At 63.7% G+C, this 25,208-nt stretch carries 21 protein-coding genes and 1 pseudogene; 9 read left to right on the top strand and 13 right to left on the bottom strand.

Going from position 1 to position 25,208, the window contains the following annotated elements:
* Window position 1: 1 nt before the first annotated feature.
* The 5 genes from DBO86_RS16555 to DBO86_RS16535 form a co-directional block, all read right to left on the bottom strand.
* Window positions 2–853, bottom strand: coding sequence for a glycine betaine ABC transporter substrate-binding protein (locus tag DBO86_RS16555; RefSeq protein ID WP_108234256.1), 852 nt, complete (start codon window positions 851–853; stop codon window positions 2–4).
* A gap of 208 nt (window positions 854–1,061) precedes the next feature.
* Window positions 1,062–2,006, bottom strand: coding sequence for a choline ABC transporter substrate-binding protein (locus DBO86_RS16550; RefSeq protein ID WP_108234255.1), 945 nt, complete (start codon window positions 2,004–2,006; stop codon window positions 1,062–1,064).
* 29 nt (window positions 2,007–2,035) lie between these two features.
* Window positions 2,036–2,914 carry an ABC transporter permease gene (locus DBO86_RS16545; RefSeq protein ID WP_003458908.1) on the bottom strand — a complete coding sequence of 293 codons (879 nt, stop codon included), beginning with the start codon at window positions 2,912–2,914 and terminating at the stop codon, window positions 2,036–2,038.
* Window positions 2,907–4,112: a quaternary amine ABC transporter ATP-binding protein gene (locus DBO86_RS16540; protein WP_084341265.1), complete on the bottom strand. Its 1,206-nt coding sequence runs from the start codon at window positions 4,110–4,112 to the stop codon at window positions 2,907–2,909. The genes DBO86_RS16545 and DBO86_RS16540 overlap by 8 nt, the downstream gene beginning before the upstream one ends.
* Before the next feature lie 974 nt (window positions 4,113–5,086).
* Window positions 5,087–5,413 carry a glycine betaine ABC transporter substrate-binding protein gene (locus DBO86_RS16535; RefSeq protein WP_255311597.1) on the bottom strand — a complete coding sequence of 109 codons (327 nt, stop codon included), beginning with the start codon at window positions 5,411–5,413 and terminating at the stop codon, window positions 5,087–5,089.
* A 563-nt stretch (window positions 5,414–5,976) separates the two neighbouring features.
* Here DBO86_RS16535 and gbdR point away from each other — a divergent pair.
* Window positions 5,977–7,071, top strand: a complete 1,095-nt coding sequence (gbdR, locus tag DBO86_RS16530) for a choline metabolism transcriptional regulator GbdR (protein ID WP_108234254.1) — start codon at window positions 5,977–5,979, stop codon at window positions 7,069–7,071.
* A 264-nt stretch (window positions 7,072–7,335) separates the two neighbouring features.
* Here gbdR and DBO86_RS16525 read toward each other — a convergent pair whose 3' ends face one another.
* The 8 genes from DBO86_RS16525 to DBO86_RS16490 all read right to left on the bottom strand — a co-directional run bounded on the left by DBO86_RS16525 (window position 7,336) and on the right by DBO86_RS16490 (window position 16,349).
* Entirely contained in the window at window positions 7,336–7,587 is a 252-nt protein-coding gene (locus DBO86_RS16525) for a hypothetical protein (protein WP_003458918.1), read from the bottom strand.
* A gap of 55 nt (window positions 7,588–7,642) precedes the next feature.
* On the bottom strand, window positions 7,643–8,416 hold the full coding sequence (gene etfB, locus DBO86_RS16520; RefSeq protein ID WP_108234253.1) for an electron transfer flavoprotein subunit beta: 774 nt from the start codon (window positions 8,414–8,416) through the stop codon (window positions 7,643–7,645).
* Window positions 8,417–8,517: 101 nt separating this feature from the next.
* On the bottom strand, window positions 8,518–9,750 hold the full coding sequence (etfA, locus tag DBO86_RS16515; RefSeq protein ID WP_108234252.1) for an electron transfer flavoprotein subunit alpha: 1,233 nt from the start codon (window positions 9,748–9,750) through the stop codon (window positions 8,518–8,520).
* 106 nt (window positions 9,751–9,856) lie between these two features.
* The gene (dgcB, locus tag DBO86_RS16510) at window positions 9,857–11,818 is read right to left on the bottom strand and encodes a dimethylglycine demethylation protein DgcB (RefSeq protein WP_108234251.1); all 1,962 of its coding nucleotides are present in this window, start codon (window positions 11,816–11,818) and stop codon (window positions 9,857–9,859) included.
* Between the two features lie 165 nt (window positions 11,819–11,983).
* A complete protein-coding gene (gene dgcA, locus DBO86_RS16505) occupies window positions 11,984–14,044 on the bottom strand; it encodes a dimethylglycine demethylation protein DgcA (RefSeq protein WP_108234250.1) in 2,061 nt (686 codons plus the stop codon).
* Between the two features lie 78 nt (window positions 14,045–14,122).
* Entirely contained in the window at window positions 14,123–14,653 is a 531-nt protein-coding gene (locus DBO86_RS16500; RefSeq protein WP_108234249.1) for a DUF5943 domain-containing protein, read from the bottom strand.
* A gap of 168 nt (window positions 14,654–14,821) precedes the next feature.
* Window positions 14,822–15,799, bottom strand: coding sequence for a dipeptidase (locus DBO86_RS16495; protein WP_003458935.1), 978 nt, complete (start codon window positions 15,797–15,799; stop codon window positions 14,822–14,824).
* Window positions 15,800–15,953: 154 nt separating this feature from the next.
* Complete coding sequence (locus DBO86_RS16490; protein ID WP_021487773.1) at window positions 15,954–16,349, bottom strand: YkgJ family cysteine cluster protein; 396 nt, start codon at window positions 16,347–16,349, stop codon at window positions 15,954–15,956.
* A 261-nt stretch (window positions 16,350–16,610) separates the two neighbouring features.
* Between DBO86_RS16490 and DBO86_RS16485 the strand changes: the two genes are divergently transcribed.
* From DBO86_RS16485 to DBO86_RS16455, 8 genes and pseudogenes are all read left to right on the top strand, one after another.
* Entirely contained in the window at window positions 16,611–20,225 is a 3,615-nt protein-coding gene (locus DBO86_RS16485) for a DUF2339 domain-containing protein (RefSeq protein WP_108234248.1), read from the top strand.
* The gene (locus DBO86_RS16480) at window positions 20,222–21,565 is read left to right on the top strand and encodes a DUF3999 domain-containing protein (protein WP_108234247.1); all 1,344 of its coding nucleotides are present in this window, start codon (window positions 20,222–20,224) and stop codon (window positions 21,563–21,565) included. The genes DBO86_RS16485 and DBO86_RS16480 overlap by 4 nt, the downstream gene beginning before the upstream one ends.
* Window positions 21,566–21,845: 280 nt before the next feature.
* Window positions 21,846–21,992 carry a hypothetical protein gene (locus tag DBO86_RS26280; protein ID WP_170962164.1) on the top strand — a complete coding sequence of 49 codons (147 nt, stop codon included), beginning with the start codon at window positions 21,846–21,848 and terminating at the stop codon, window positions 21,990–21,992.
* Window positions 21,938–22,594, top strand: a pseudogene (locus DBO86_RS16475) (GGDEF domain-containing protein); the annotation flags it as partial. The gene DBO86_RS26280 and the pseudogene DBO86_RS16475, both read left to right, overlap by 55 nt.
* A 35-nt stretch (window positions 22,595–22,629) precedes the next feature.
* Complete coding sequence (locus tag DBO86_RS16470) at window positions 22,630–23,637, top strand: class 1 fructose-bisphosphatase (protein WP_108234246.1); 1,008 nt, start codon at window positions 22,630–22,632, stop codon at window positions 23,635–23,637.
* A complete protein-coding gene (locus DBO86_RS16465) occupies window positions 23,637–24,236 on the top strand; it encodes a DUF924 family protein (protein WP_108234245.1) in 600 nt (199 codons plus the stop codon). Before DBO86_RS16470 ends, DBO86_RS16465 begins: the two co-directional genes overlap by 1 nt.
* Window positions 24,237–24,305: 69 nt before the next feature.
* A complete protein-coding gene (gene bamE, locus DBO86_RS16460) occupies window positions 24,306–24,557 on the top strand; it encodes an outer membrane protein assembly factor BamE domain-containing protein (RefSeq protein ID WP_024306606.1) in 252 nt (83 codons plus the stop codon).
* 12 nt (window positions 24,558–24,569) lie between these two features.
* Window positions 24,570–25,112 (top strand): lipocalin family protein, encoded by a 543-nt coding sequence (locus DBO86_RS16455; RefSeq protein ID WP_003458961.1) that lies wholly within the window; start codon window positions 24,570–24,572, stop codon window positions 25,110–25,112.
* Window positions 25,113–25,208 lie beyond the last annotated feature (96 nt).

Here is a 25,208-nt window from a genome sequence, read left to right as displayed (position 1 = left end):
CTTACTTTAGCCAGCTTTCCACGCGCTCCGGGTTGGCGGCGATCCAGTCCTTGGCAGCCTGGTCCGGCTTGGCGCCTTCGCGAATGGCCAGCATCACCGAGCCGACTTCTTCGCCGCTCCAGGAAATCTTGCTGAGGAAGGCGGCAGCGTCGGCGGCTTTTTCTTTCAGTGCCGGGTTGGCCACGGTGTCGACACGCTCGTCGTCGCCGAAGACTTTCTTCGGATCTTCGAGGAAGCGCAGTTTCCACTTGGCGAACATCCAGTGCGGAATCCAGCCGGTGACCACGATCGGCTTCTGCGCTTTCTCGGCGCGGGTCAGGGCGGTGGCCATGGCCGGGCCCGAGCTCGGCATCAGCTTGATGCTGGTCAGGTTGTATTCCTTGATGGCGTCTTCGGTGCGGCGCATCACGCCGGCACCGGCGTCGATGCCGGTGATCTTACCGTCGAAGTCCTTGGCGTATTTCTCCAGATCCTCGATGGTCTTGGCTTCGACGTAGTCCGGCACAATCAGGCCGATCTTGGCGCCGGAGTAGTTGGTACCGAGGATTTCCACCTTGTCCTTGAGCTTCTCGAAGTACTCGCCATGAGTGGCCGGCAGCCAGGCGGAGAGGGTGGCATCGAGGTCGCCACGGGCCACCCCCTGCCACATGATGGCGGGTTCGACCGGCTTCAGTTCGACCGTGTAGCCGAGTTTGCTTTGCAGGATCTCACCGGCGACGTGGGTGACGGCGACACTGTCGTCCCAGCCGTTGACGTAGCCGATCTTCAAGGTGGGCTTGTTGGCGGCCAGGGCGCTGCCCATGCCGATGGCCAGGGCGGCGGCGCCGAGGCAGAGATGCTGGATTATGCGCATGTTTGTTGTGCTCCATCAGTGAGTGGCAGTTGCAAGATCGTTGACTGGCTCGTTCTCATTGCGGGCCTTGCGAATCCGTGTTGCGCAGCAGATTGCCGGTTCGCGGGCAAATCCTCCCCATCACGGCCAGAAAGCAGCCGCTAGTGGTTTACGAGGAGGTTTCCGGGCTCGCACCCTGAGGTTCGAGCCCGAATCGGGTCGCGGCCTGTTACAGCCCGACGTGTTTCTTCACGGCGGCAACGCCGTCCTGACCGTCAAAGGTGGTCACGCCGCTCAGCCACTGGTCGAGGATCGCCGGGTTGGCCTTGATCCACTCCTTGGCGACGTTCTGCGGGTTTTCCTTCTCCAGGACCTTTTCCATCAGCTGGCTTTCGATGTCGACGGTGAACTGCAGGTTGTTCAGCAGTTTGCCGACGTTGGTGCAGCGCGCTTCGTAATCCGGCGGTACCACGGTGTAGACCTTGGCCGCGCCGTAGTCGGGACCGAACACGTCGTCACCGCCGGACAGGTAGGTGATGTCGTGCTGAGTGTTCATCGGGTGCGGTGCCCAGCCAAGGAAGACCACGGGTTCTTTCTTCCTGATCGCGCGCGACACCTGCACCAGCATCCCGGCTTCGCTGGACTCGACCATACGGAAGTCGCCGAGGTCGAATTGATTGTTCTTGATCATGCCGTCGATCAGCAGGTTGCCGTCGTTACCCGGCTCGATGCCATAGATCTTGCCGCCCAACTGATCCTTGAACTTGGCGATGTCCTGGAAGCTCTTCAGGCCGGCTTCGGCCGCGTAGGTCGGCACGGCCAGGGTGTACTTGGCACCCTCGAGGTTGGCCTTGGGCAGTACCTTGACGCCATCGTCCTTGAGGAATGGCTCGATCACCGAGTCCATCGACGGTGCCCAATAGCCGAGGAACACATCGACCTGGCCGCTCTTCACGCCGGTGAAGGCGATGGGTACCGAGGCCATGATCTTGCGTGGCTGATAGCCCAGACCTTCGACCAGGGTCATGGCCACACCCGTGGTGGCGGCGATGTCGGCCCAGCCAATCTCGGCAAAACGCACCTGCTTGCAGCTCGCCGGCTCCGCGGCCATGGCGCCCTGCGTCAGTGCGCAGGACAGCAGGCCGATGGCGGCAGTGGTTTTGATCATTTTCATCTGCGGTTCTCTGTGAAGTGAAAAAATGTTTACTGGCGCTGCAGCTTGCCGCTGAACCAGGCAAAGATGCCGCCGCGGGCGGTCTGCTTGGTGCCGAAGCTTTCAGTGATGCGGTCGAGAATGATCGCCAGCAGCACCACGGCCATGCCGCTTTCGAAGCCTAGCCCGATGTCCAGGCGCTGGATACTCGCCAGTACATCGTTACCCAGGCCACCGGCGCCGACCATTGAGGCGATGATCACCATCGACAGGGCCATCATGATGGTCTGGTTGACCCCGGCCATGATCGACGGCATGGCGTTGGGCAGTTGTACCTTGAACAGCAGCTGGCGGCTGGTGCAGCCGAAGGACTGGCCGGCCTCGACGATTTCCTTGTTCACTTGGCGAATGCCCAGGCTGGTCAAGCGCACCGCCGGCGGCATGGCGAAGATCACCGTGGCGATGATCCCGGGCACCCGGCCGAGGCCGAAGAGCATGGCCGCCGGAATCAGGTAGACGAACGCCGGCATGGTCTGCATGAAGTCGAGGATCGGCCGGATGATGGTCGCCACGCGCTCGCTCTTGGCGGCCCAGATGCCCAGCGGGATACCCAGCAGCAGGCTGATCAACGTCGAGGAGAAGGTCAGGCCGAGGGTGACCACGGTCTGTTCCCAGAACCCGGTCATGACGATCAGGATGAAAGCCACGGCGGTGAACACCGCGAAGCGTGCGCCGATGCGCCATAGGCCGAGGGCGACAAAGATGGCGATCAGCAGCCAGGCCGGTGGCAGCATGAGCAAGGCTTCGATGCCTTCGGAGAATCCGCTGACCAGTTTGCCGATGCTGTCGAATGCACCGCTGTAGTTGTCCAGCAGGTGCTGGACGACGTCGTTGACCCAGCTACCCAGGTCGAGTTTCTTGTCACTCATGGGATTCCCCCTGTAGTCGGGTCAGCAGACGGCCCTTGCTGATGGCGCCGCAGTAATGGCCGTCGGCGTCCACCACAGGGATCGGACCTTCGTTGTCCACCAGGCGGGTGATCACATCTTCCAGCGGCATGTCTTCGGGTACCGGCACCACCTGCTTGAGCGCATCCGCTTCGAGTGGTTGGGGTTCGTCGCCATCGACCATCAGGGCGATCTTCTCCAGGCTGATGGAACCCTGGAAGTTGTTCTGCTCGTCGACGATGAAGGCGTAGTGCTTGTCCCGCGCCTGCAGATCCTTGCAGATCATTGCTGCATCCGGCGCCTTGCCGTTGTAGACGTAGGTCGGCACGCTGTCGGCCTTGAGCTGGCCGGCGGTGAGGTAACGGCTGGTGTCGACGGTGTCGAAGAAGTTGCGCACGTACTCGTTGGCTGGCTTTTCGATCAGTTCCTGCGGGGTGCCGACCTGGATCAGCTTGCCGCCTTCCATGATGCCGATGCGGGTACCGATGCGCATGGCCTCTTCGATATCGTGGGAGACGAAGATGATGGTGCGGCGATGGGTCTTCTGCAGCTCCAGCAGCACGTCCTGCATCTCGCGGCGCTTGAGCGGGTCGAGGGCGGAGAAGGCCTCGTCCATGATGATCATCGACGGGTTGACCGTCAGCGCACGGGCCAGGCCGACGCGTTGCTGCATGCCGCCGGAGAGTTCGTGCGGGTACTTGTGGGCGAAGGTGTCCAGGCCGACCTGCTTGAGCACTTCCATGGCGCGCTTCTCGCGCTCCTTGCGGCCGGTGCCGGCCACTTCCAGGCCGAAGGCGGCGTTATCCAGCACGCTGCGCGAAGGCATCAGGGCGAAGGACTGGAAGACCATGCTCATGTCGCGCCGGCGCAGGTCGATCAGTTGCGATTGCGGCAGCTTGGCCACGTTCTGGCCATCGATGTAGACGTCACCGGCGCTGGGTTCGACCAGGCGGTTGATCAGGCGGATCAGGGTGGATTTGCCGGAGCCGGACAGTCCCATGAGGACGAAGATTTCGCCCTCTTCGACACTGAACGACACATCGCTGACGCCGATCACGGCGCCTTTCTCGGCCAGAATCCTCTCCTTGCTCCAGCCTTCCTTGAGCAGGTCGATGGCTTCTTGTGGGTTGGGGCCGAAAACCTTGTACAGGTGTTCGACCACGATCTTTCCAGACTGCATGGGACGTTTCCCCTTCAATCGGCATCCAGTTCGCGTTGGCACGGCTGGGTACGCATCGTAGAAGCGTAGATCAGCTGTGTCAGGCCTCTGATACCTGTGTGGGTGTTTGCTGAGTTTCGAGGTTGGCGAACGTTTCGCGGCGGGCGTCTAGTGTGGCACTCAGGCACGCTGCAGCGCACGCGGCTGGTGGCAAAAATTGCCCGCTGCGTCGTTGCAATCTGTTGATGAGTGACCACTGTCTTGCCGTGCTGCAAACCGCTTTCCAAACCCTCTGGCAGTGTTTCGAAGCCCATTCCCTTGGGGATTCATGCGTCGTCCTGGCGCATGCGTACATCCGAAATTTCTTGTTGGGCTGGCGCCCTATCGATGGGGCCCAGCGCTTGTATGTTCTTCGGTCCGGGGCGGTGAGCCCCAGTCTGCCGTTCCCCTCGGGAAGCGGCAGCGACGTTATCGGTTGACTCAACGATATAGTCTTGGGGTCTGCGCAATTATCGGTTTGCGACCCTGACGTATTGGGCGACGACATGGTCCGTCACACCCCGTGTTTTTCCATTTTCTCGCCGTTTTCCGGGCTCCTGAAAGCACTGTGTGATGCCGTTTCGAATAGCGCTCGATATGAGTATCGAGAAGCGCTTTCGATAGCGTGCTTTAAAAACCTTAACAGACTTTTTCGTCCCTTGGCCAAGGCTGAAAGCCGCGCCGGTGCTGGTTTTCAGTCTTTCAAGCGAGGCGCAGGCGGCGTAGCGCGGGGGCTGTGGCGATGTTGAAAAAAATTTACAGACAGAGGTGGAGGCGTGCCGAAAAGCGCTGAAAAATCCAAAGGCGGCGCAATGTGACCGGTCGGTCATGGCTGGCCAGGCTTGCGAGCCTGGCCGTGATTCTCGACACGACAAGGGAAAACCCTTTCGAGCCATGTGGCGGTCTCTGCTTTCTGCCATTTTTATTGATTTTTCTCGGCTATTTCGTCGAATTTATCAGGCATTTTTTGCTTGCGATACGTCGAAAACCTTGCTGATGGGACCGCCTTGATAGCGAGTCACACCTTCCAGCCAGGACGCAACCATCTGCGGGTTGTCTTCGATCCACTGCTTGGCCACGCGGCGGCGATTGGTATTGCCTTCCAGCACGGCGCTCATCAAATGGTTTTCTGCGCTGATGGTGAAGGTCATATTGCGGAAAAGCCGAGCCAGGTTGGGACACTGCTCGCTCAACCCGCCGCGCGCCACTGTGTCGACCTGTGCCGCACCGTAATCGGGGCCGAAATGATCGTCACCACCGGCATGTCGAGAAAAGACCCCGATACGGACGGTTCACCGCAGCGTGATTGGATATGCATGAGTTGGTTGGAGAGCATGGCGCGCTGGCGAAAGTTGGATCATCGCGAACCTGTTGCGGATTCGTCAGGAGTTTCTTCCCCATGTCCTCCTGGCGGCTGGCACGCCAGCGAGCGGTGACCTTTGCTGGTGCAGCGATTCTGGCAAAGCCGCCGCTTCGCGAGCTTTTGGTGCGACGCTTGCGGACATCGATTTCCTCAGGTGTGACCGAGTGATCGCTGTTGTTACCGTTCGTCCGTTACTGACAGCCAGAGACGCCGTAGCAGGCCGCTCAGTCTGTGCTACCGAAATGCTCAAAGCCTTGCGCAAAGAAGCTTTGAGAGCGTTTCGCAAACCCTGAAAACAGGGGCAAGGAGTCTGTCTGGCACGCCATGCATTGACGGTTCAGTTTTTATTGAACGCTTGATCAATTTAGGCATGACCTTTGCCTAGAGATGCATAGCCGCCCGGTTTTCAAACCTGGCCAGGATAAAACAGAGGCCCACTTCTAATTGGGCTCACACCGTGCTTAGCGTGAGAGGGTTCCATCCATGTCGCAGTTCAGCCAAGGGGCGCATCCCCAGAACCGTGTCGCCCAGTCCATCGGCTTCCTGCTCCTGGACAACTTCACCCTGATTTCCCTGGCTTCGGCGGTAGAGCCCCTGCGCATGGCCAACCAGCTTTCCGGCAAGGAGCTGTTTCGCTGGCATACCCTGACTCATGATGGCCTGCCGGTCTGCGCCAGTGATGGCTTGCAGATCACCCCGGACGCCGCCATGCAAAGTGCTCCGGCGTTGGACGCGGTGATCGTCTGTGGTGGCGTGGATATTCAACACAGCGTCAAGCGTGAACATGTCAGCTGGCTGCAGTTGCAGGCGCGCCAGGGGCGCCTGCTCGGTGCGGTGTGCACCGGCAGTTGGGCGCTGGCCAAGGCCGGGCTGCTCGACGGCTACGATTGCAGCGTGCATTGGGAGTGCCTGGCCTCGATGCAGGAAGCCTTCCCGCGTGCGGCCATCACCACTCGCCTGTTTTCCATCGACCGCAATCGCCACACTTCCTCTGGCGGCACCGCGCCGATGGACATGATGCTGCACCTGATCGGCCAGCAGCATGGCCGCGAACTGGCGGCCGGTATTTCCGAAATGTTCATCTACGAACGTATCCGTAACGAGCAGGATCACCAGCGTGTGCCGCTCAAGCACATGCTTGGCAGCAACCAGCCCAAGCTGCAGGAAATCGTCGCGCTGATGGAGGCGAATCTTGAGGAGCCGATCGATCTCGACGAGCTGGCCTGCTTCGTCGACATCTCCCGTCGTCAACTCGAGCGCCTGTTCCAGAAGTACCTGCACTGCTCGCCGTCGCGCTACTACCTCAAGCTGCGCCTGATCCGTGCGCGCCAGCTGCTCAAGCAGACCAGCATGTCGATCATCGAAGTGGCCTCGGTCTGCGGTTTCGTCTCCACCCCGCATTTCTCCAAGTGCTACCGCGAGTACTTCGGCATTCCGCCGCGCGACGAGCGTGCTGGTCAGCAGGGCAACAACCTGGTGATGTTGCTGCCGATCCCCGAGCATCAGGTCAATTCCAGCGCGGTGCTGGCGCTCAACCGTGCCCAGGGCGAGTCGACCTTCGCCAGCGTACGCATCTGAATCGAGCGGCAATGAAAACGGGGCGCCAGTGGCGCCCCGTGTGTTTTGAGTAGGGTCGTTTTTGGTGGGCTAAAGCCCACCCTACGTCTGAAGCGGATCGCCGCCCGGCTCGCCCTACGCGGTGCGTTGTAGTCAGGGTGTAGGGTGGGCTTTAGCCCACCAATTTATGCACGAACCACTCTGGCATGGCGTTGAGGCCCGAGTTGGTGAGGTCGGCCTTTAGGGTGCTGCAACGTCCTGCAGAGTAGACCGAAGACGTGTATATCAAGCCGGCTTCGGCACCAGCGCCGGCAGCAGATGGCGGCTGATGGCTTCGCGCACGTTGGGCAGCAGGGTGGCGCTGCCGCCGAGTAGTTCCTCCACCAAGTGGCGCAAGGCCACGGCGCGCTCGGCGCTGAGGCCGCTGACGGCCAGTTCGCAGGCCTGCTCGGGCGTGACGCCGGGCGGAATGCTCAGGCCTAGCGCGATCAGGCGTTCACGGAAGTCTTCCTGGTCGATCAGATCGGCATGCATCATGGTCGTGGCTCCTTGTGGCGAGGCAGGCGCTGCGCAGTTGGTCTTCAACCCTCGGTTAGCGCAGAACCCCTTCTTCGATCAATAGTTTGAAGATAGCCTCTGCACCTTCCTGTGGCGAGACATCCTTGAGCACCTGGCCGCCGCCACCACTGGCTTTGGCCGTCGCGGCCTTCATCCGTTCCGCGCCGGTCTTGGCCTTGATCACCTTCAGGCGTTTCGGCCGCGGCTTGGCCGGCTGCAGACTGGCTTGTGCCAGCAGCGGATCGTCTATCACGGTGACTTCGTGGACGTCGATCTGACCACGGCGAGCCGGGCCGAAGGCGCTCTGGCGTGCGTTCGGAGCGGCGTTGTCGACGCTGGCGACGCACGGCAAGCGTACTCTGAGGCGGCGCCGCTGTCCGCGCGGCAGCGCCTGCAGTACTTGGGCGACGCCGTTTTCGACCTTCTCCACTTCGGCGAGGCCGACCACAATGGGCCAACCCAGGCGTTCGGCCAGCAGGAACGGCAGCATGCCGGAGCCTTCGCCGGTTTCCGCCTGGCTGCCGGTGAGTACTAGCTGCGTGCGGCTGCCTTGCAGGTAGTCGACCAGCAGCGGCAGGGCGTCGGCGCCTTCGGGTTGCTCCAGCACATCGAGCTGTTCCAGACCCATGCCCAGGTAGCCGCGCAGGGCTTCGGCCTGAGGGTCGCCGGCATGCAGCAGTTGCAGGTTCTGTCCGGCCAGACGCAGGCCCAGCTCCACCGCGCGGGCGTCCTGCTCGGCGCGGCGCGAGCGGCCGGAGGTCGGGTGGGCACCGACCGAGACCAGGGCGACGATATTCAGATCAGTCATGGTGGCAACCTCGAACCGTGGTAGCGGCTTTAGCCGCGATCTGGCCAAGCACGCAATCTGTCGCGGCTGAAGCCCCTCCCACGAGGGAGCATTCGTGAAAGTTAGGCCGCATCACGTTTTCCTTCCTGGCGCCAGGCGGCGACGCGCTCGATCAGCGCTTGCAGGATCGCCGCCGAGTCGCCGATCACCGAGAGGTCGGCACGTTTGATCATGTCGCAGCCGGGATCCATGTTCACCGCCACCACCTTGTCGCAGGCGCCGATGCCCTGCAGGTGCTGGATGGCGCCGGAAATACCGACGGCTAGGTAGACGCGGGCGGTGACCCAGGTACCGGTGGCGCCAACCTGGCGGTTACGCGGCATGAAACCGTCGTCCACCGCCACGCGCGAGGCGCCTTCGGTGGCGCCGAGGGCGACGGCGGCCTGGTGGAACAATTCCCAGTTTTTCACGCCATTGCCGCCGGAGAGAATGAACTCGGCTTCGGCCATGGGAATCTGCGCTGGATCCACGGCCACCGGCCCCAGGTCCTCGATGCGCGGCAGGCTGTGGGCGACCTTTTCGGCCAGTTCCAGCGAGCGGGCTTCATGACGGGTTTCGCTGACCGGCTCGGCGCATTCGGCCGTGGCCAGAATCAGGCGTGGCAGCGCGCGTTGGATATCCTGCTGGCCACTGCCGGCACGGCCGATGGCCTGTTCGCCGGCAACCTGCCAGACGCGCGTTGCAGGACGCTCGCCGAGCTTGGCGGCCAGGCGACGGCCCAGTTCGCCGCCACCGGTGCGGCTGTCTGGCAGCAGCCAGTGGCGTGGAGCCAGTTGGCTCTCCACGGCGCTCAGCGCCAGTACGCGGGCTTCCGGGGCATAGCCATCGAAGGTGTCACCACCGATGCGCAGCAAGCGGTCGACGCCGGCCGTGTCGAAGGCGCTTTCCTTGTCCTCGCCGAACACCACGGCAACCACGGCACCGCTGTCGCCGGCCAGCTTGCGAGCCAGGCCGAGCAGGTCCTTGTCATGGCTGGACAGACGGCCGCCGACCATGTCCGGTACCACGCAGACGTGGAATACCGGTTGCTCGACCACATGCAGCGGCAGCTGCACCTCGACGCTGGCGCTGCTGCGCTTGCCGGCGGTGCCCTGCTGGGCGCCGCTGCGGTCGATACGCTTGAGCCCGGCCGGGCCGATAAAGCCGGCAGCGATGGCGTGCGGGTTCTTGCGGATGATGCCATTGGGGCCCATCCAGCTGGTCTGGTTCTGGCTCTGCATGGCCGCATGCAGCGGATGCAGGCGGTTGCGGGCGATCCACTCGGCGCGCGGGTCGCGGCGGATGATGTCGCTCATGCTGCGATCTCCTGGTCAGGCGCTTGCGTAGGGCGGGTGCAACCCGCCGGACAGGTGTTGGCGGGTTGCACCCGCCCTACGTCCGTCGCTGTATGCAGTTGTTTCATCACTGCACCTCCGCCAGTTCACGCTTGGCGAGTGGCTTTTTTGCCGCCACCTCGGTGGCTTCGATCAGCACTTCGGCGACCAGCTCGGCTATGTCCTTGATCTCTGGGCGCGGTGCGACCACGCCTTCGAGCATCGCGGTGCACTGCGGGCAGCCGACGGCGACCAGTTCGGCACCGGTCTCCTTGATGTCGACCATGCGCATATCAGGGATACGCTGCTTGCCGGGAATGTCGGTGATCGGTGCGCCGCCACCGCCGCCGCAGCAGCGCGAGCGGAAACCGGAGCGTTCCATTTCCCTGACCTCGATGCCGATGGCCTTGAGGACGGCGCGTGGCGCCTCGTACTCGCCGTTGTAGCGGCCGAGGTAGCAGGGGTCGTGATAGGTGACGCTGGCGGCCTTGCTCTGGCCCAGATTCAGCGAACCCTTGCGCACCAGCTCGTCGATAAAGGTGCTGTGGTGCAGCACTTCGTAGTGGCCGCCGAGCGCGCCGTATTCGTTCTTCAGTACGTGGAAGCTGTGCGGGTCGCAGCTGACGATGCGCTTGAAGCGGTACTTGCTCAGCGTGGCGATATTGCGTTTGGCCAGGCTCTGGAAGGTCGCCTCGTCGCCCAGGCGGCGGGCCACGTCGCCACTGTCGCGCTCTTCCAGGCCGAGCACGGCGAAGTCGACGTCGGCAGCCTTGAGGATCTTTACGAAGGCCCTTAGCGTTCTTTGGTTGCGCATGTCGAAGGCGCCGTCACCGACCCAGAACAGCACGTCGGTCTCTTGCTTGTCGGCGAGCAGCGGCAGGTTCAGGTCGGCGGCCCAGTTCAGGCGGCCGCCTGGGTTGAAGCCGCCCGGGTTATCGGTAGCAATGAGGTTTTCCAGCACTTCGGCGCCCTTGTTCGGCGTCGAGCCTTTCTCAAGCGTGAGATGACGGCGCATATCGACGATGGCATCGACGTGCTCGATCATCATCGGGCATTCCTCGACGCAGGCGCGGCAGGTGGTGCACGACCACAGGGTCTCGGCATCCACCAGCGCCTTGCCATTGAGGTCGACGATCGGCTGGTGCGGGCCGCCGCTGTGCTCGCCGAGCGGGATGCCCGGGTAGGGGCTGCCGGCGAACTTGGCGTCGTTACCACCGGCCAGGCCAATGACCATGTCCTGGATCAGTTTCTTCGGGTTGAGCGGCTGGCCGGCGGCGAAGGCCGGGCAGGCCGCCTCGCACTTGCCGCACTGCACGCAGGCGTCGAAGCCAAGTAGCTGGTTCCAGGTGAAGTCGGTGGGTTTCTCCACGCCCAGTGGCGCCTTGGGGTCGTCCAGATCCAGGGCTTTCAGGCCGGTGGAGCGACCGCCGCCGAAGCGTTCGGCGCGGCGGTGCCAGGCCAGGTGCAGGGCGCCGGCGAAGGCGTGCTTCATCGGCCCGCCCCAGGTCATGCCGAAGAACAGCTCGGACACGCCCCAGGCCACGCCGATGGCCAGCACGGCGGCCAGAATCCAGCCGCCGAAATTCTCGGGCAGAATGCCCGCCACCGGCAGGGTGGCGATAAAGAAGCTCGCCGCGAACATCAGCAGGCTCTTCGGCAGGCGCATCCAGGGGCCCTTCGACAGCCGGCTCGGCGGGTTGCGCCGGCGCTTGGCGACGAACAGGGCGCCAGTGAACATCAGCACCGTGGCCGCCAGCAGGGCGAAACCGAGGATGCGGTTATGCAGGCCGAAACCGTGCACGAGGATCGCCAGTACGGCGGCCAGGACGAAGCCGCCGGCGGTGGCCACGTGGGTCTTGGACATGTACTTGTCGCGCTCGACCACGTGGTGCAAATCCACCAGGTAGCGGCGCGGCATCTTCAGCAGGCCGCCGATCCAATCGACCTTGGCCGGCCGGCCGCGGCGCCACATGAAGAAGCGCTTGCCGGCACCGAGCACGGCCAGGCCGAGGGCGGCGAACAGCAGGATGGGGAGTAGGGTGTTCAACATCGGTTGGTCTCCTTGGCGGGACCGAAAGAGTTACGCCGAACCAGTTCCCCCTCCCTTCGGGGAGAGGGTTAGGGAGAGGGGGAGTGGCCCGCTACCGAGTTGGCAGATCACCCTCTCCCCCCGCCCTCTCCCGCAAGCGGGAGAGGGGGCCGTCCGTGTGTGGGCTTAAAAGTCCTTGCACAGCCGCAGCGCGTCGTAGATCGCCGCGTGGGTGTTGCGCTGGGCCACGCAGTCGCCGATGCGGAACAGCAGGTAGCCGTCGCCCGGCTCGGACAGGCAGGGCTGCGGCTTGATCGCGAACAGCGCCTCGACGTCGATCTGGCCCTTGTTGCGCGAGCCTTCCTTGAGCCCGTAGTAGAGGCTTTCGTCCGGACGCACGCCGTTCTCCACCACCACCTGGTCGACCACCCGCTCTTCCTTGGCGCCGGTGTATTCGTTCTCCAGCACCGCCACCAGCTTGTCGCCCTCGCGGTAGACCTTCTCCAGCATCAGGTCGCCGGTCATGATCACTTCCTTGGGGTACATGCTGCGGTAGTAGGTGGGGAAGCTGGTGCCGCCGATGGCCACGCCCGGCTTGATGTCGTCGGTGACGATCTCCACCTGGCAGCCCTTATCGGCGAGGAAGTCGGCCACCGACATGCCGGTGAACTCGCAGATGGTGTCGTACACCAGCACGTTCTTGCCCGGCGCAACCTTGCCGTCGAGCACGTCCCAACTGCTCACCACCAGACCTTCGGCCGCGCCCCAGTGCTCGTTCTGCTCCAGGTAGGGATGACCGCCGTTGGCCAGCACCACGATGTCCGGACGCAGGTCGAGGATGCTCGCCTGATCGGCGCCGGTGCCCAGGCGCAGGTCGACGTTCAGTCGCGCCAATTCCAGCTGGTACCAGCGGGTGATGCCGGCGATCTGGTCGCGCTGCGGCGCCTTGGCGGCGATGCTGATCTGTCCGCCCAGGCTGTCTTTCTTCTCGAACAGCGTCACGTCGTGGCCCCGCTCTGCTGCAACCCTGGCCGCTTCCATGCCGGCCGGGCCGCCGCCGACCACCACCACCTTGCGTTTCACGCCGGTGGTCTTCTCGATGATGTGCGGCACACCCATATATTCGCGGCTGGTCGCGGCGTTCTGGATACAGAGCACGTCCAAGCCTTGATATTGGCGGTCGATGCAGTAGTTGGCGCCGACGCACTGCTTGATCTGGTCGACCTGGCCCATCTTGATCTTGGCGATCAGGTGCGGGTCGGCGATATGCGCGCGGGTCATGCCGACCATGTCGACATAGCCGCCTTCGAGAATACGGGTGGCCTGGTTCGGGTCCTTGATGTTCTGCGCGTGCAGCACCGGTACCTTGACCACTTCCTTGATCCCGGCCGCCAGGTGCAGGAAAGGCTCCGGCGGGAAGCTCATGTTCGGAATGACGTTGGCCAAGGTGTTGTGGGTGTCGCAGCCCGAGCCGACCACGCCGAGAAAATCGAGCATGCCGGTGGCGTCGTAGTAGGCGGCGATCTGCTTCATGTCCTCGTGGGACAGACCGTCCGGGTGGAATTCGTCGCCGGTGATGCGCATGCCGACGCAGAAGTCCGGGCCCACCTCGGCGCGCACGGCCTTGAGCACTTCCAGGCCGAACTTCATGCGGCCCTCGAAGGTGCCGCCCCATTCGTCGGTACGCTTGTTCACCCGCGGCGACCAGAACTGGTCGATCAGGTGCTGGTGCACGGCGGACAGCTCGACGCCGTCCAGGCCGCCTTCCTTGGCGCGGCGTGCGGCCTGCGCGTAGTTGCCGATGATGCGCCAGATTTCTTCGACTTCGATGGTCTTGCAGGTGGCGCGGTGCACCGGCTCGCGGATGCCCGACGGCGACATCAGGGTCGGCCAGTTGAAGCCGTCCCAGCGCGAGCGACGACCCATGTGGGTAATCTGGATCATGATCTTGGCGCCGTGCTTGTGCATGGCGTCGGCCAGATTCTGGAAGTGCGGGATGATGCGGTCGGTGGACAGGTTGACCGAGCTCCACCACTCCTGCGGGCTGTCGATGGCCACCACCGAGGAACCGCCGCAGATGGCCAGGCCGATGCCGCCCTTGGCCTTCTCTTCGTAGTACTTGACGTAGCGCTCGGTGGTCATGCCGCCGTCGGTGGCGTAGACCTCGGCGTGCGCGGTCGACAGCACGCGGTTGCGGATGGTCAGCTTGCCGATCTGGATCGGCTGGAACATTGCTTCGAAGGCCATTACGGCATCCTCACGGTAAGCGCTCTAGCGGTGTGGGAGGCGCTCTAGCGGCTCTCCCACGCATTTCTTATGGGTGACTCAGAGTGGCCGGGTGACGAACAGGCCGTCGTCGTGGCCGTCCTCGGCACCGCTGTATTCCTGCACGGTAACGGTGCGGATCGGGCTGCCCTTGGCGGCGAGGATCTGGTCGATGGCGCCGGAGAACCAGCCGGTGAACATGTAGTCGACCTTGCGGTTCACCTTGCCGTACACGTAGACGAAGGCCGAATGCTTGAGCTTGACCTCGGCGTAGCCGGTTTCCAGGTCGAGCTTCTGCGTTTCGAACAGGCCCCAGCCGCGCTGCGACAGACGCTTCATGTAGTGCTCGAACACAGCGGCGCCTTCAAGGCCGTGGCACTCGGCCTCCTTCTCGCACCAGTGCCAGGCGGACTTGTAGCCGGCCTTGTAGAGGATCTCGGCGTACTTGTCGGCGCCGAGCACTTCCTCGATGCCCATGTGGTTGTTGACGAAGAAATGCCGCGGCACGTAGAGCATCGGCAGGGCGTCGGTGGTCCAGACGCCGGTTTCGTCGTCGACGGCGATGGGCATTTCGGGGGCGTGGGTGGCCATGTATTCAAACTCCAGAATTCGTTGGTTTTTGCCCTCTCCCCAACCCTCTCCCGCAAGCGGGAGAGGGGGCTGTCCGTGCATGCACAGCTTCAAGTGCATGCCGGCCGCTTTGCTCCCCTCTCCCATTTATGGGAGAGGGGCCGGGGGAGAGGGCGTGGTTGGAAAGGCTTACTCGCCCCAGACGTCTTTCAGTACCCTTACCCAGTTCTCGCCCATCACCTTGCGCACCACGCGCTCGGGCATGCCGCGCTTGAGCAGGGTTTCGGTCAGGTTGGGGAACTCGCCGACGGTGCGGATGCCCAGCGGGTTGACGATCTTGCCGAAGTTGGTCAGGCGCCGGGCGTAGCCCTTGTCGTGGGTCAGGTACTCGAAGAAGTCCTGGCCGTGGCCCTGGGTGAAGTCGGTGCCGATGCCGATGGCGTCTTCGCCGACCAGGTTCATCACGTATTCGATGGCCTCGGCGTAGTCATCGATGGTCGAGTCGATGCCCTTGGCCAGGAACGGCGCGAACATGGTCACGCCAACGAAGCCGCCGTGGTCGGCGATGAACTTCAGCTCTTCATCGGACTTGTTGCGCGGGTGTTCTTTCAGGCCGGACGGCAGGCAGTGGGAATAGCACACCGGCTTCTTCGATTCGAGGATGACTTCCTCGCTGGTCTTGGAGCCGACGTGGGACAGGTCGCACATGATGCCAACGCGGTTCATCTCGGCGACGATCTCGCGGCCGAAGCCGGAAAGCCCGCCGTCGCGCTCGTAGCAGCCGGTGCCGACCAGGTTCTGGGTGTTGTAGCACATCTGCACGATGCCCACGCCGAGCTGCTTGAACACTTCGACGTAGCCGATCTGATCCTCGAACGCGTGGGCATTCTGGAAGCCGTAGAGAATGCCGGTCTTGCCTTGTTCCTTGGCCTTGCGGATGTCGGTGGTGGTGCGCACCGGGATGACCAGGTCGCTGTTCTCGCGGATCAGGTTATTGCTGGCGACGATGTTGTTCACCGTGGCCTGGAACCCTTCCCACACCGACACGGTGCAGTTGGCCGCGGTCAGGCCGCCCTTGCGCATGTCTTCGAACAGTTCGCGGTTCCACTTGGCGATGATCAGACCGTCGATGACGATGCTGTCGGCGTGCAATTCGGCTGGGCTCATCAGGCTTGTCCCCTAAACAGATGCGCCGAGTCGGTTGTCGGCGCTTTGGGGAGAGCTTATCCCTGGGGGGCAGGGCGACCCGGTGCAAAAACGACTGGGGGTTTGCCGAAAGCGTCAAATGGAGGTCGTGAACGGATACGTCACGAGCCGGGGGTCATTTCGGTTTGTACGCGCAATACCCCGGTCGTGGACCGACCTTGGGGTGATGACGACAGGTGTCCGGGCGCTTGTCGTAGACGGTGCACAGCCGCGTCTTGCGATCGAGGAACAGGCAGTCGTTATTGGACATGCGGATCAGGGTGAAGATGCCGGACTTCTGGTTGAAGCGCTCGACGATGCCGTCCTTCTGCAGGCGCTTGGCGATGTTCTTCGGTGGCTCGCTGCGCTCGAACTCGTCCACCAGCTCCAGGCGGATCAGATCGTTCAGGCGCACCTCAACCGGCATGGTGCAGCAGGTGGACATGCAGCTATGGCACATGTCTGCCGTGTATTTGGCCCAGGTTTCCAGGCGGTCGATTTCTGCAGCGGCTATCAGGCGGGGCTTTATCATGATGCTCGGGTAGGCCTGTCTTGTGTGGCGGACTGTTCGCTGCGCTCCCAAGTCCGCCATACGGTCACGGGGCGGCGATGATAGCGGGCGCGCCGCATTTGTGAAGCACCGGCTGGCGGTTGGGTGCTTTGCGTTGTGCCTGTGAACGGCTTGGCAATCGTCTCTCTGGGTGTTGCCTGGTGCGACTCCTATACTGCTGCCCTGTCGCGGGCGGCAGTGTGGGCGCGGGACGATCTCTTTCTCTGGGTTGGGACATAACGCATGCAATGGATTTTCATGCTGGTCGGTTTGGTGCTTGGCGTGGGCGCCAGCGAATCGGTCACGGGCGCGCTGCTTGGCGGTCTGATCGGCCTCAGCCTGGGCCAGGCGTTGCGCCTGCAGGGGCTGGAGACGCGTAACGCGCAACTGGCTGCGCAGCTCAAGGATTTTGCCGAGCGCTTCGAGCGCGGCACCCGTGCCATGCACGAACGTCTGCTCAAGGTGGAGCAGGGCGAGCGCAGTGAGCCGGAGCCTGCCCCGATACCCGTGCCTACTGAACCTGTTGCCAGTGCTGCGCCCGAACCACTGCCGGAGCCGCTCTTTGCCGAAGAGCCGCAGCCGGAACCGGAGTTGGACTGGACGCTGGACCCATTGCCAGAAATCGAAACGCCTCCTGTCGATGAGCCTGTGCCGCTGGCTGCTCAGGTCGTCCACGAGCCTCGACCGGCAGCGCAGCAAAGCCCCTGGCGCGAGCAAGCGCCACGAGAACCGAACCTGATCGAGCGTGGCATCGCCGCGGCCAAGGCTTGGCTGTTCGGCGGCAACACCGTGCTGCGAGTCGGCGTGGTACTGCTGTTTCTCGGCCTGGCCTTCCTCCTGCGCTACGCCACCGAAGGTGTCGAGGTACCGGTAGAGTTGCGTTACATGGGTGTTGCGGCCAGCGCCCTGGCGTTGCTTGGCCTGGGCTGGTGGTTGCGCCGACGCAATCGCAACTACGCCCTGGTGCTGCAAGGCACCGGCATCGCCGTGCTGTACCTGACGGTGTTCGCCGCCATGCGCCTGCATCCATTGCTCGACCCCGGCATGGCCCTCGGCCTGCTGGTGGCAGTGACGCTGTTCTCGGCAATTCTCGCCGTGCAGCAGAATGCCCTCGGCCTGGCCGCTGCAGCGGCGCTGGGTGGCTTCGCCGCGCCGATTCTCACGTCCACCGGCAGCGGCAATCATGTTGCGCTGTTCTCCTATTTCGCTCTGCTCAACGCCGGCATCTTTGCCATCGCCTGGTTCAAGGCTTGGCGTCTGCTCAACCTGATCGGCTTCGTCGGCACCTTCGGTATCGGTTTCGCCTGGGGCCTGCGTTCCTACACGCCCGACCTGTTGTGGAGCACCGAACCGTTCCTGCTGCTGTTCTTCCTGATGTACGTGGCCATCGGTTTGCTGTTCGCCCGCTGCACCCTGCGTGACGCGGCGGATGCGCCCGAGGCACGTGATGAATTGCTGCGCTGGTCGCTACGGCGTGGCGATTACGTCGATGCCACCACGCTGTTTGGTCCGCCGCTGGTGGGGTTCGGCCTGCAGGTGGCGCTGGTGCGGCATATCGAGTTCGCCGCTGCCTTCAGCGCGCTCGGCATGGGGCTGTTCTATTTACTGTTGGCGCGCGTGCTCAAGGCGCGTGCCGGCGAACGCGCGTTGCTGCTGGTGGAAACCTGCCTGGCGCTCGGCGTGGTATTCGCCAGCCTGGCCATACCGCTTGGCCTGGATGCGCGCTGGACGGCGGCCGCCTGGGCCGTGGAAGGCGCCGGCATTTATTGGCTTGGTCTGCGTCAGGGACGGCCACTAGCGCGTGCCTTCGCCCTGTTGCTGCAGGTGGGCGCGGCGCTGGCCTTCGTCAGTGGGCTGGATTTCGGCTACGACAGCCTGCTCGACGGCTCGCCGCTGGGTGCGCTTATGCTCGGTGCGGCGCTGCTGTTCAGCTATTGGCAGTCGCGCTCGATGCCTGGCGCGGCCAACGCCTGGGAACTCCGACTGCTGCCCTGGTTGGGCCTGGCCGGGCTGGCGTTTCTCTACCTGATCGCACCGCTGCTGTTCGAGGCCCCCGGTACCGCCATCGCCTGGGCGCTGGCCGGCCTGGCGACGCTGTTCGTCGGCCTGCGCATCGCCGCGCCGAGCTTCGTCTACAGCGCATTCACCGTGCAGTTGCTCGGCGGGCTGCTGTTCCTCGGGCAGATGGCGCTGGATTCGCTGTTTGGCCATGGCGGCTTCAGTGCTGGTTGGTTCGGCCTGCTGGCTGCGTCGATGGTGGGACTGGGGCTGATCGCCGGCATGCTACTGGCGGCGCGCGATCCGCAGATTCGCGAGAACCGCCGGCTTCTCGGCGCCTTGTCGATGGTGATGCTGGTGGGCCTGGTATTTATCAACCTGGCGGTGCTGTTCGTCCTGCCCTGGGTGGCGGCTGCCGCTGTGTGGGGCGGCACGGGCCTGCTGATTCTGTGGCTGGCGCTGTATCTGCAGCAGCGCGCGGCGTTCCTGTTCAGCTTGGCGCTGCAGGTCTTCGCTGGCCTGGCCTTCCTTGCCGCTGGGCCGTTGCTGCTGTCGGGTATCAGTGGCGAGGGCTTGTCGCCGCTGGCGCACACCGGCTTCTGGACGCCCGCTGTGCTCGGCCTGGCCGCGCAGATTGGCGCCTGGCGCCTGCAGGGGCTGGCGCGTAGCGGCCGTAATACGGGCATCGATGGCCTCAGCCTGCAGCGCCTGGGCCAGCTGTTGCTGGCCTGGGGGGCGGCCTGGTGGGCCCTGGCTTTGGCCAGTGAGGTGCTGCGCTTCGTGAGCGACGACATGCAGGCCAGCATGTTGCTGGTACTGGCTGCGCTGTCGGCGCTGCTCTGGATGCTGCTGGCGTTACGCACCCGCTGGCGCGAGTTGGCGGTGCTATGCAGCCTGCTGGCACCGGTGGCAGGCCTGATTCTGGCCTATGCCTGGCATCCGCTGTATCACCCGGCGGCGAACTATGGCTGGCTGGGTTGGATCGCTGTGCTCGCCGCGCATCTGTTGATGCTGAGGCGTTTGAGCGCGCTGCTACCGAACACCGCCGCCAGCGTCGCTCATGTACTCGGTTGCTGGTTGTTGCTTGGCGTGCTGGCGTTGGAGCTGCGTTATCTGCTGCTGAGTCTGTCCGAGCACTACAACGCCTGGCGCTGGTTGGGCTGGGCGTTGATACCTACTGCCTATCTGTGGGCCATGGCCCAGTCGCGTCGCCTGCCCTGGCCGGTGGCCAGTTTCGACCGTGAGTACCGGCTTTGGGCGGCGGCGCTGCTGGCAGCATTGATGCTCGCCTGGTTCTGGCTGGCCAATGCCAATAGCGCCGGTGATAGCGATCCGCTGCCTTATCTGCCGCTGTTCAATCCACTGGAGTTGGGTTTGCTGCTGTGTCTGGGCGCGCTGTTTGTCTGGGCACGTGATGCGCTGCCGCGTTTCGGCCTGGCACCGGTGCGAGTGCTGCCGGTGGTGCAGGGCGTCGCAGGTGTTTCGCTGTTTGCCCTGCTGACGGTGACGGTGATGCGTACCGCGCACCACTGGGGTGGTGTGCCCTGGCAGACGTCAGCGTTGTTCGATTCGATGCTGGTGCAGGCCGGGCTGTCCATCGTCTGGACCCTGATCGCCCTGGCGCTGATGCTCTTTGGGCATCTACGCGTACGCCGCGAGCTGTGGCTGTTAGGTGCTGCGCTGATCGCCCTGGTGGTAGCCAAGTTGTTCTTCGTCGAGCTGGGCAACCGTGGTGGCCTGGAGCGCATCGTCTCGTTCATCGGGGTCGGTGTGCTGTTGCTGGTGGTGGGCTATTTCGCCCCGCTGCCGCCGCGCAAGGCCGAAAAGTCGGCCGCTAACGAACAGGAGTCTGTCGTATGAAACTCATCCGTTGGGGCCTGCTCCTGGGGTTATCGTTGAGTGCGCTCAGCCAGGCCAGCGAGACACCTCAGGACTATCGGCATGGCGCAGCGCTGCAACTCGCTGGTGAAGGACCCTGGTATCGCCTGGAGCTGCCCTTCGCCGCTCACCTCGCCGCCGAGCATGGCGATTTGCGCGATCTACGCGTATTCGACAGCAATGATCAGATGCAGGCCTACGCGTTGATTCCGGGGCGTAGCGAAACCGTGCAGCAGGAACAGGAGCATGGCGTACGCTGGTTTCCGTTGCGAAGCCGCGCCGATGCTCAGGAAATACCCGCGCTGCGCGTCGAGCGCAGCACCACGGGCACGCTGATCGAACTTCGCGGCGATGCACCGGCCAAAAGCGAGCAGCAACTGCGCGGCTGGTTGCTCGATGCCAGCGCCATCGATGCGCCGCTGGTGCGTCTGAATCTGGACTGGAGCGGGGCAGAGGAAGGATTTCAGCGTTTCAGCATCGAGGCCAGTGACGATCTGCAGCACTGGCGTAGTTGGGGAGACGGGCAGGTGGCGCGTCTGAGCTTCGCCGATGAGCGTATCGATCAGCGTCAGGTCGAACTGCCTGGGCAGCGTGCCCGTTATCTGCGTCTGCTGTGGCGCAATCCTGCCCAGGCCCCGCAACTGCAGGCCGTTACCCTGCGCAGTCAACGGCAGGCTCATCAGGCTGCGCCGCTGGTATGGTCCGAGCCCATGTCGGCGCAGACCAGCGCTGAGGGGCTGTACCAGTGGCAGTTACCGCTGGCCCTGCCTCTGGAACGGCTGCGTATCGCGCTGGAGCAGAGCAATACCCTGGCGCCACTGCGTATCGAGGCGCGTAGCAGCGATCAGGGCACCTGGCGTCCTCTGGTCAGCGGGGTGCTCTATCGCTTGCCCGAATCCGGGCGCGAAGTTGTCAACGATGCATTGGCCCTGCCCGGTTGGCCGCTGCAACAACTGCGTGTGCAGGTGGATGCCCGGGGCGGCGGCTTGGGTGTGGATACGCCACGCTTGCAGGTCGCGCTGCGTGCCACGCAACTGGTGTTTCTCGCCCGTGGCGAGCCGCCTTATCGGCTGGCGTTGGGTAGCTCGAGCGCGCAGTCGGCAGCCTTGCCACTGCACACCCTGATCCCCGGTTATCAGGCGGAGCGACTTGTCAGTCTTGGCCGTGCCGAGTTGACCGAGGCGTTTGCCTCTGCGCTCGAGCCACAAGCCGGCTCCGGCCAGGACTGGCAGCGCTGGGGACTCTGGGTTGTACTGTTAGTGGGCGTTGTGTTGCTGGCCGCGATGGCCGCCAGTGTGCTGCGCCGCCCGCCGGACGTCTGAGAGGTATGGACCAATAAAGCCCAGCTGCGGCAGGGCTTTTGCCGTATCTAGGCACCCCGCGCCACTCCAGCATTGAAGGTCAGGAAGGCCCTTGTGTATTTCGATTCGCGTCATCGTCCAGTCGTCTTGTGTCGCGTGTGTACGTGATTCAAGTGCTGCCTCGCCGGGAATACGGCGGCGTCGCTGATGCAGGCCTGCATGGCTTCGGGCTGGAGTTTCTCGGCACCGGTAATGGTGACGCTGCTGGTGTGTCTGGGGGGGGATCCTGCTGGCGCACTGGGTGACCCGCCAGCGCGACTTTCCCGGACGTGAGAGTTTCATCCTGCTGCATCTGGCCAGCCTCTGCTGGATGGTTACTGCAGCGCTGGAAATGACCTTCCTCAGCGCCACCTCAGTGAACTCAAGCTGGCTGAAGCACTGGCGCTGAGCGAGGAGCGCCTGCGCACCATCTCCAGCCTGCATGAACAACTGCGCGAACAGGCCCTGTGTGATCCGCTGACCGGGTTGTACAAGCGTCGTTATCTGGATGAGTTCTTCGAGCGCGAGCTGGCCAGGGCATAGCGCGAGAACCTGCCACTGGCGATGGCCCTGATCGATCTCGATCACTTCAAGTGCCTCAACGACGAATGCGGCCACCTGGTCGGCGACGACGTACTCAAGGCCGTCGCGCAGCACCTGCTGGACAACCTGCGCAGCACCGATGCGGTGTTTCGTATCGGCGGCGAAGAGTTTCTGCTGATATTGCCGGGCGCCGATCCGCGCGAGGCCAGCGAGCGCCTGCAGAGCATCTGCGCGCAACTGGCGACTCGCGATGTCGCCACCCGTGGCGGCGACCAGCGCGTGACCCTGTCTGCCGGCCTGGCCCATTGGCCTGAGCAGGGGCAGGCACTCGACGAGCTGCTGCAGGCTGCCGACGCTGCGCTGTACCAGGCCAAACGCGACGGGCGCAATCGTGTTTGCTGGCTGCTGGCAGGCGCCGATCTCAGCCATCCATCCCGGCAGGCAGCATTGCGCGGCGACTCGGGTTAAACTGCGCGCGATTTTTCCCCTTTCCGGAGCCGTCCATGTCCCGCGTCACCCTGAGCCGCTACCTGATCGAGCAGACTCGCAGCCACAACACCCCGGCCGACCTGCGTTTCCTTATCGAAGTCGTGGCGCGGGCCTGCAAGGCGATCAGCCATCAGGTGTCCAAGGGCGCCCTCGGCGGCGTGCTGGGCAGCCTGGACAGCGAAAACGTGCAGGGCGAAGTGCAGAAGAAGCTCGACGTGATCTCCAACGAAATCCTCCTCGAAGCCAACGAGTGGGGCGGCCACCTGGCCGGCATGGCCTCCGAGGAAATGGACAACGCCTACCAGATCCCCGGCAAGTACCCCAAAGGTGCCTACCTGCTGGTGTTCGACCCGCTGGACGGCTCCAGCAATATCGACGTCAACGTCTCGGTCGGCACCATCTTCTCGGTGCTGCGCTGCCCCGAGCGCAACGGTGAAACCGGCGACCTGGGCGAGGACGCCTTCCTCCAGCCGGGCACCCAGCAGGTCGCTGCCGGCTACGCCATCTACGGCCCGCAGACCATGCTGATGCTGACCCTGGGCGATGGCGTGAAGGGCTTCACCCTGGATCGTGAACTCGGCAGCTTCGTGCTCACCCACGACAGCATCAAGGTGCCGGAGTCGACCAAGGAATTCGCCATCAACATGTCCAACCAGCGCCACTGGGATGCGCCGGTGCAGCGCTACGTCTCCGAGCTGCTGGCCGGTGAGACCGGGCCGCTGGGGCGTAACTACAACATGCGCTGGATCGCCTCGATGGTGGCTGACGTGCACCGTATCCTCACCCGTGGCGGGGTGTTCATGTACCCGCGCGATGGACGTGATCCGTCGATGCCGGGCAAGCTGCGTCTGATGTACGAGGCCAACCCGATGGCGATGATCATCGAGCAGGCCGGTGGCGCTGCCACTGACGGCAGCCAGCGCATCCTCGATATCCAGCCCACTTCCCTGCACCAGCGCGTGCCGGTGTTCCTCGGCTCCAAGGAAGAAGTGCTGCGTATCACCGCCTACCACCGCAACTGATGAGCGCCTGGCAACCGCTGCTCGACTGGTGGTTCGGTGCCGAAGGCAGCGCTACCGAAGTCGCCGCAGCGCGCCAGGGGTTGTGGTTCGGCAAGCGCGACAGCCAGGACCGTGAGGCAGAGGCGCGGTTCGGCGCCCTGGTCGAGCGGGCGCTGGCTGGCGATCTCAAGGATTGGCTGGATGACCCGGAGGCTTGGCTGGCACAGCTGATCCTGCTCGATCAGCTGCCGCGCATGATCTTTCGCGATACGCCTCGGGCCTTTGCCGGCGACAGCCGGGCTCGCCCATTGCTGCAGGAAGGGCTTGAGCGTGGCTGGGATCGTAGGCTGACGCCGATCCAGCGGGTGTTTGCCTATCTGATCTTCGAGCACGCCGAAGATCTGCCCTTGCAGGACCGCGCGGTCGAGCTGTTTGCTGATCTGCTGAACGAAGCCGCTGTCGATGAGCGGCCATTGTTCGCCGATTTCCTCGATTTTGCCGAGCGTCATCAGCGGGTGATTGTCCGTTTCGGTCGCTTTCCTCATCGCAATGCGATTCTCGGTCGCGCCTCCACTGACGAAGAGCAAGCCTTCCTGCGGGAACCCGGCTCGCGTTTCTGAACTCCAAGCGGGCAAGTCGTCGCCGGCTATGCCAAGCTTGCTGGCACCTTCCCATCAGGAGCTTCATCCATGTCGATGCGTATCGTCGCGTTGCTCGCCTGTTGCCTGCTCGCTGCCTGCAGCAAGGTCAATCAGGAAAACTACTCCAAGCTCAAGGCCGGTATGAGCAAGCAGGAAGTGGAAAGCCTGCTCGGCGCGCCCGGTGAGTGTGCCGGCGCACTGGGAATGACCAGTTGCACTTGGGGCGACGACAAGGCCTATATCAGTGTCCAGTACGCCGGGGACAAGGTCATGCTGTTCTCCGGCAAGGGACTCAAGTAAACAGGAGCTTCCATGCGTTCGATCCTAATCGCCAGCGCCATTCTCGCCCTGGCCGGCTGCGCCAATTCCGGTACCGGCAGCATCCCCAAACCGCCACCGCAGACCATGCAGGTCGACCTGCAGCGCTACCAGGGCACCTGGTACGAGCTGGCGCGCCTGCCGATGTTCTTCCAGCGCAACTGCGTGCAGTCCGAAGCGCATTACGGTCTGCGTGACGATGGGCGCATCGACGTGACCAACCGCTGCCGTGACAAGGACGGTGAGTGGATCGAGGCCAAGGGCGTCGCCGAGTCTCAGGTCGAGGGGCGCACCGACAAGCTGTGGGTACGCTTCGATAACTGGGCCAGCAAGCTGCTGCCGATCAAGGGCGACTATTGGGTGATCTACCACGACGAGGACTATCGCGTGGCGCTGGTCGGTCACCCGGAGCACAAGTACCTGTGGCTGCTCGCGCGCACCCCTGAGGTGGATCAGGAAACCCGCGATAAATTGCTCAGCGTCGCGCGTGAGCAGGGTTACGTCACCTCGGACCTGATCTGGCGTCAGGCCGATTGATACACCCATAGCTGGTTTGCCTCGGCTAAGTAACGGGGTGCGTTAGGCCCGCTCCCCTGTAGGAGCGAGCTTGCTCGCGATCAGATCGGCTGGCGA

It is taken from the genome of Ectopseudomonas oleovorans, from assembly GCF_003052605.1.
GTDB lineage: Bacteria > Pseudomonadota > Gammaproteobacteria > Pseudomonadales > Pseudomonadaceae > Aquipseudomonas > Aquipseudomonas oleovorans_A.
The sequence above is the reverse complement of the archived record's forward strand: the minus strand, read 5'-3'. Positions and strand labels throughout refer to the sequence as shown.

What these genes read in the sequence shown, in the direction of transcription:
- DBO86_RS16495 (WP_003458935.1), bottom strand. Translation starts at nt 15,799, where the DNA reads ATGAGCCCAGCCGAATTGCACGCCGACAGCATCGTCATCGACGGTCTG.
- dgcB (WP_108234251.1), bottom strand. Translation starts at nt 11,818, where the DNA reads ATGTTGAACACCCTACTCCCCATCCTGCTGTTCGCCGCCCTCGGCCTG.
- DBO86_RS16455 (WP_003458961.1), top strand. Translation starts at nt 24,570, where the DNA reads ATGCGTTCGATCCTAATCGCCAGCGCCATTCTCGCCCTGGCCGGCTGC.
- DBO86_RS16470 (WP_108234246.1), top strand. Translation starts at nt 22,630, where the DNA reads ATGTCCCGCGTCACCCTGAGCCGCTACCTGATCGAGCAGACTCGCAGC.
- DBO86_RS16485 (WP_108234248.1), top strand. Translation starts at nt 16,611, where the DNA reads ATGCAATGGATTTTCATGCTGGTCGGTTTGGTGCTTGGCGTGGGCGCC.
- dgcA (WP_108234250.1), bottom strand. Translation starts at nt 14,044, where the DNA reads ATGGCCTTCGAAGCAATGTTCCAGCCGATCCAGATCGGCAAGCTGACC.
- etfA (WP_108234252.1), bottom strand. Translation starts at nt 9,750, where the DNA reads ATGAGCGACATCATCCGCCGCGACCCGCGCGCCGAGTGGATCGCCCGC.
- DBO86_RS16465 (WP_108234245.1), top strand. Translation starts at nt 23,637, where the DNA reads ATGAGCGCCTGGCAACCGCTGCTCGACTGGTGGTTCGGTGCCGAAGGC.
- DBO86_RS16525 (WP_003458918.1), bottom strand. Translation starts at nt 7,587, where the DNA reads ATGATGCATGCCGATCTGATCGACCAGGAAGACTTCCGTGAACGCCTG.
- bamE (WP_024306606.1), top strand. Translation starts at nt 24,306, where the DNA reads ATGTCGATGCGTATCGTCGCGTTGCTCGCCTGTTGCCTGCTCGCTGCC.
- DBO86_RS16480 (WP_108234247.1), top strand. Translation starts at nt 20,222, where the DNA reads ATGAAACTCATCCGTTGGGGCCTGCTCCTGGGGTTATCGTTGAGTGCG.
- DBO86_RS16540 (WP_084341265.1), bottom strand. Translation starts at nt 4,112, where the DNA reads ATGCAGTCTGGAAAGATCGTGGTCGAACACCTGTACAAGGTTTTCGGC.
- etfB (WP_108234253.1), bottom strand. Translation starts at nt 8,416, where the DNA reads ATGACTGATCTGAATATCGTCGCCCTGGTCTCGGTCGGTGCCCACCCG.
- gbdR (WP_108234254.1), top strand. Translation starts at nt 5,977, where the DNA reads ATGTCGCAGTTCAGCCAAGGGGCGCATCCCCAGAACCGTGTCGCCCAG.
- DBO86_RS16500 (WP_108234249.1), bottom strand. Translation starts at nt 14,653, where the DNA reads ATGGCCACCCACGCCCCCGAAATGCCCATCGCCGTCGACGACGAAACC.
- DBO86_RS16555 (WP_108234256.1), bottom strand. Translation starts at nt 853, where the DNA reads ATGCGCATAATCCAGCATCTCTGCCTCGGCGCCGCCGCCCTGGCCATC.
- DBO86_RS16490 (WP_021487773.1), bottom strand. Translation starts at nt 16,349, where the DNA reads ATGATAAAGCCCCGCCTGATAGCCGCTGCAGAAATCGACCGCCTGGAA.
- DBO86_RS16545 (WP_003458908.1), bottom strand. Translation starts at nt 2,914, where the DNA reads ATGAGTGACAAGAAACTCGACCTGGGTAGCTGGGTCAACGACGTCGTC.
- DBO86_RS16550 (WP_108234255.1), bottom strand. Translation starts at nt 2,006, where the DNA reads ATGAAAATGATCAAAACCACTGCCGCCATCGGCCTGCTGTCCTGCGCA.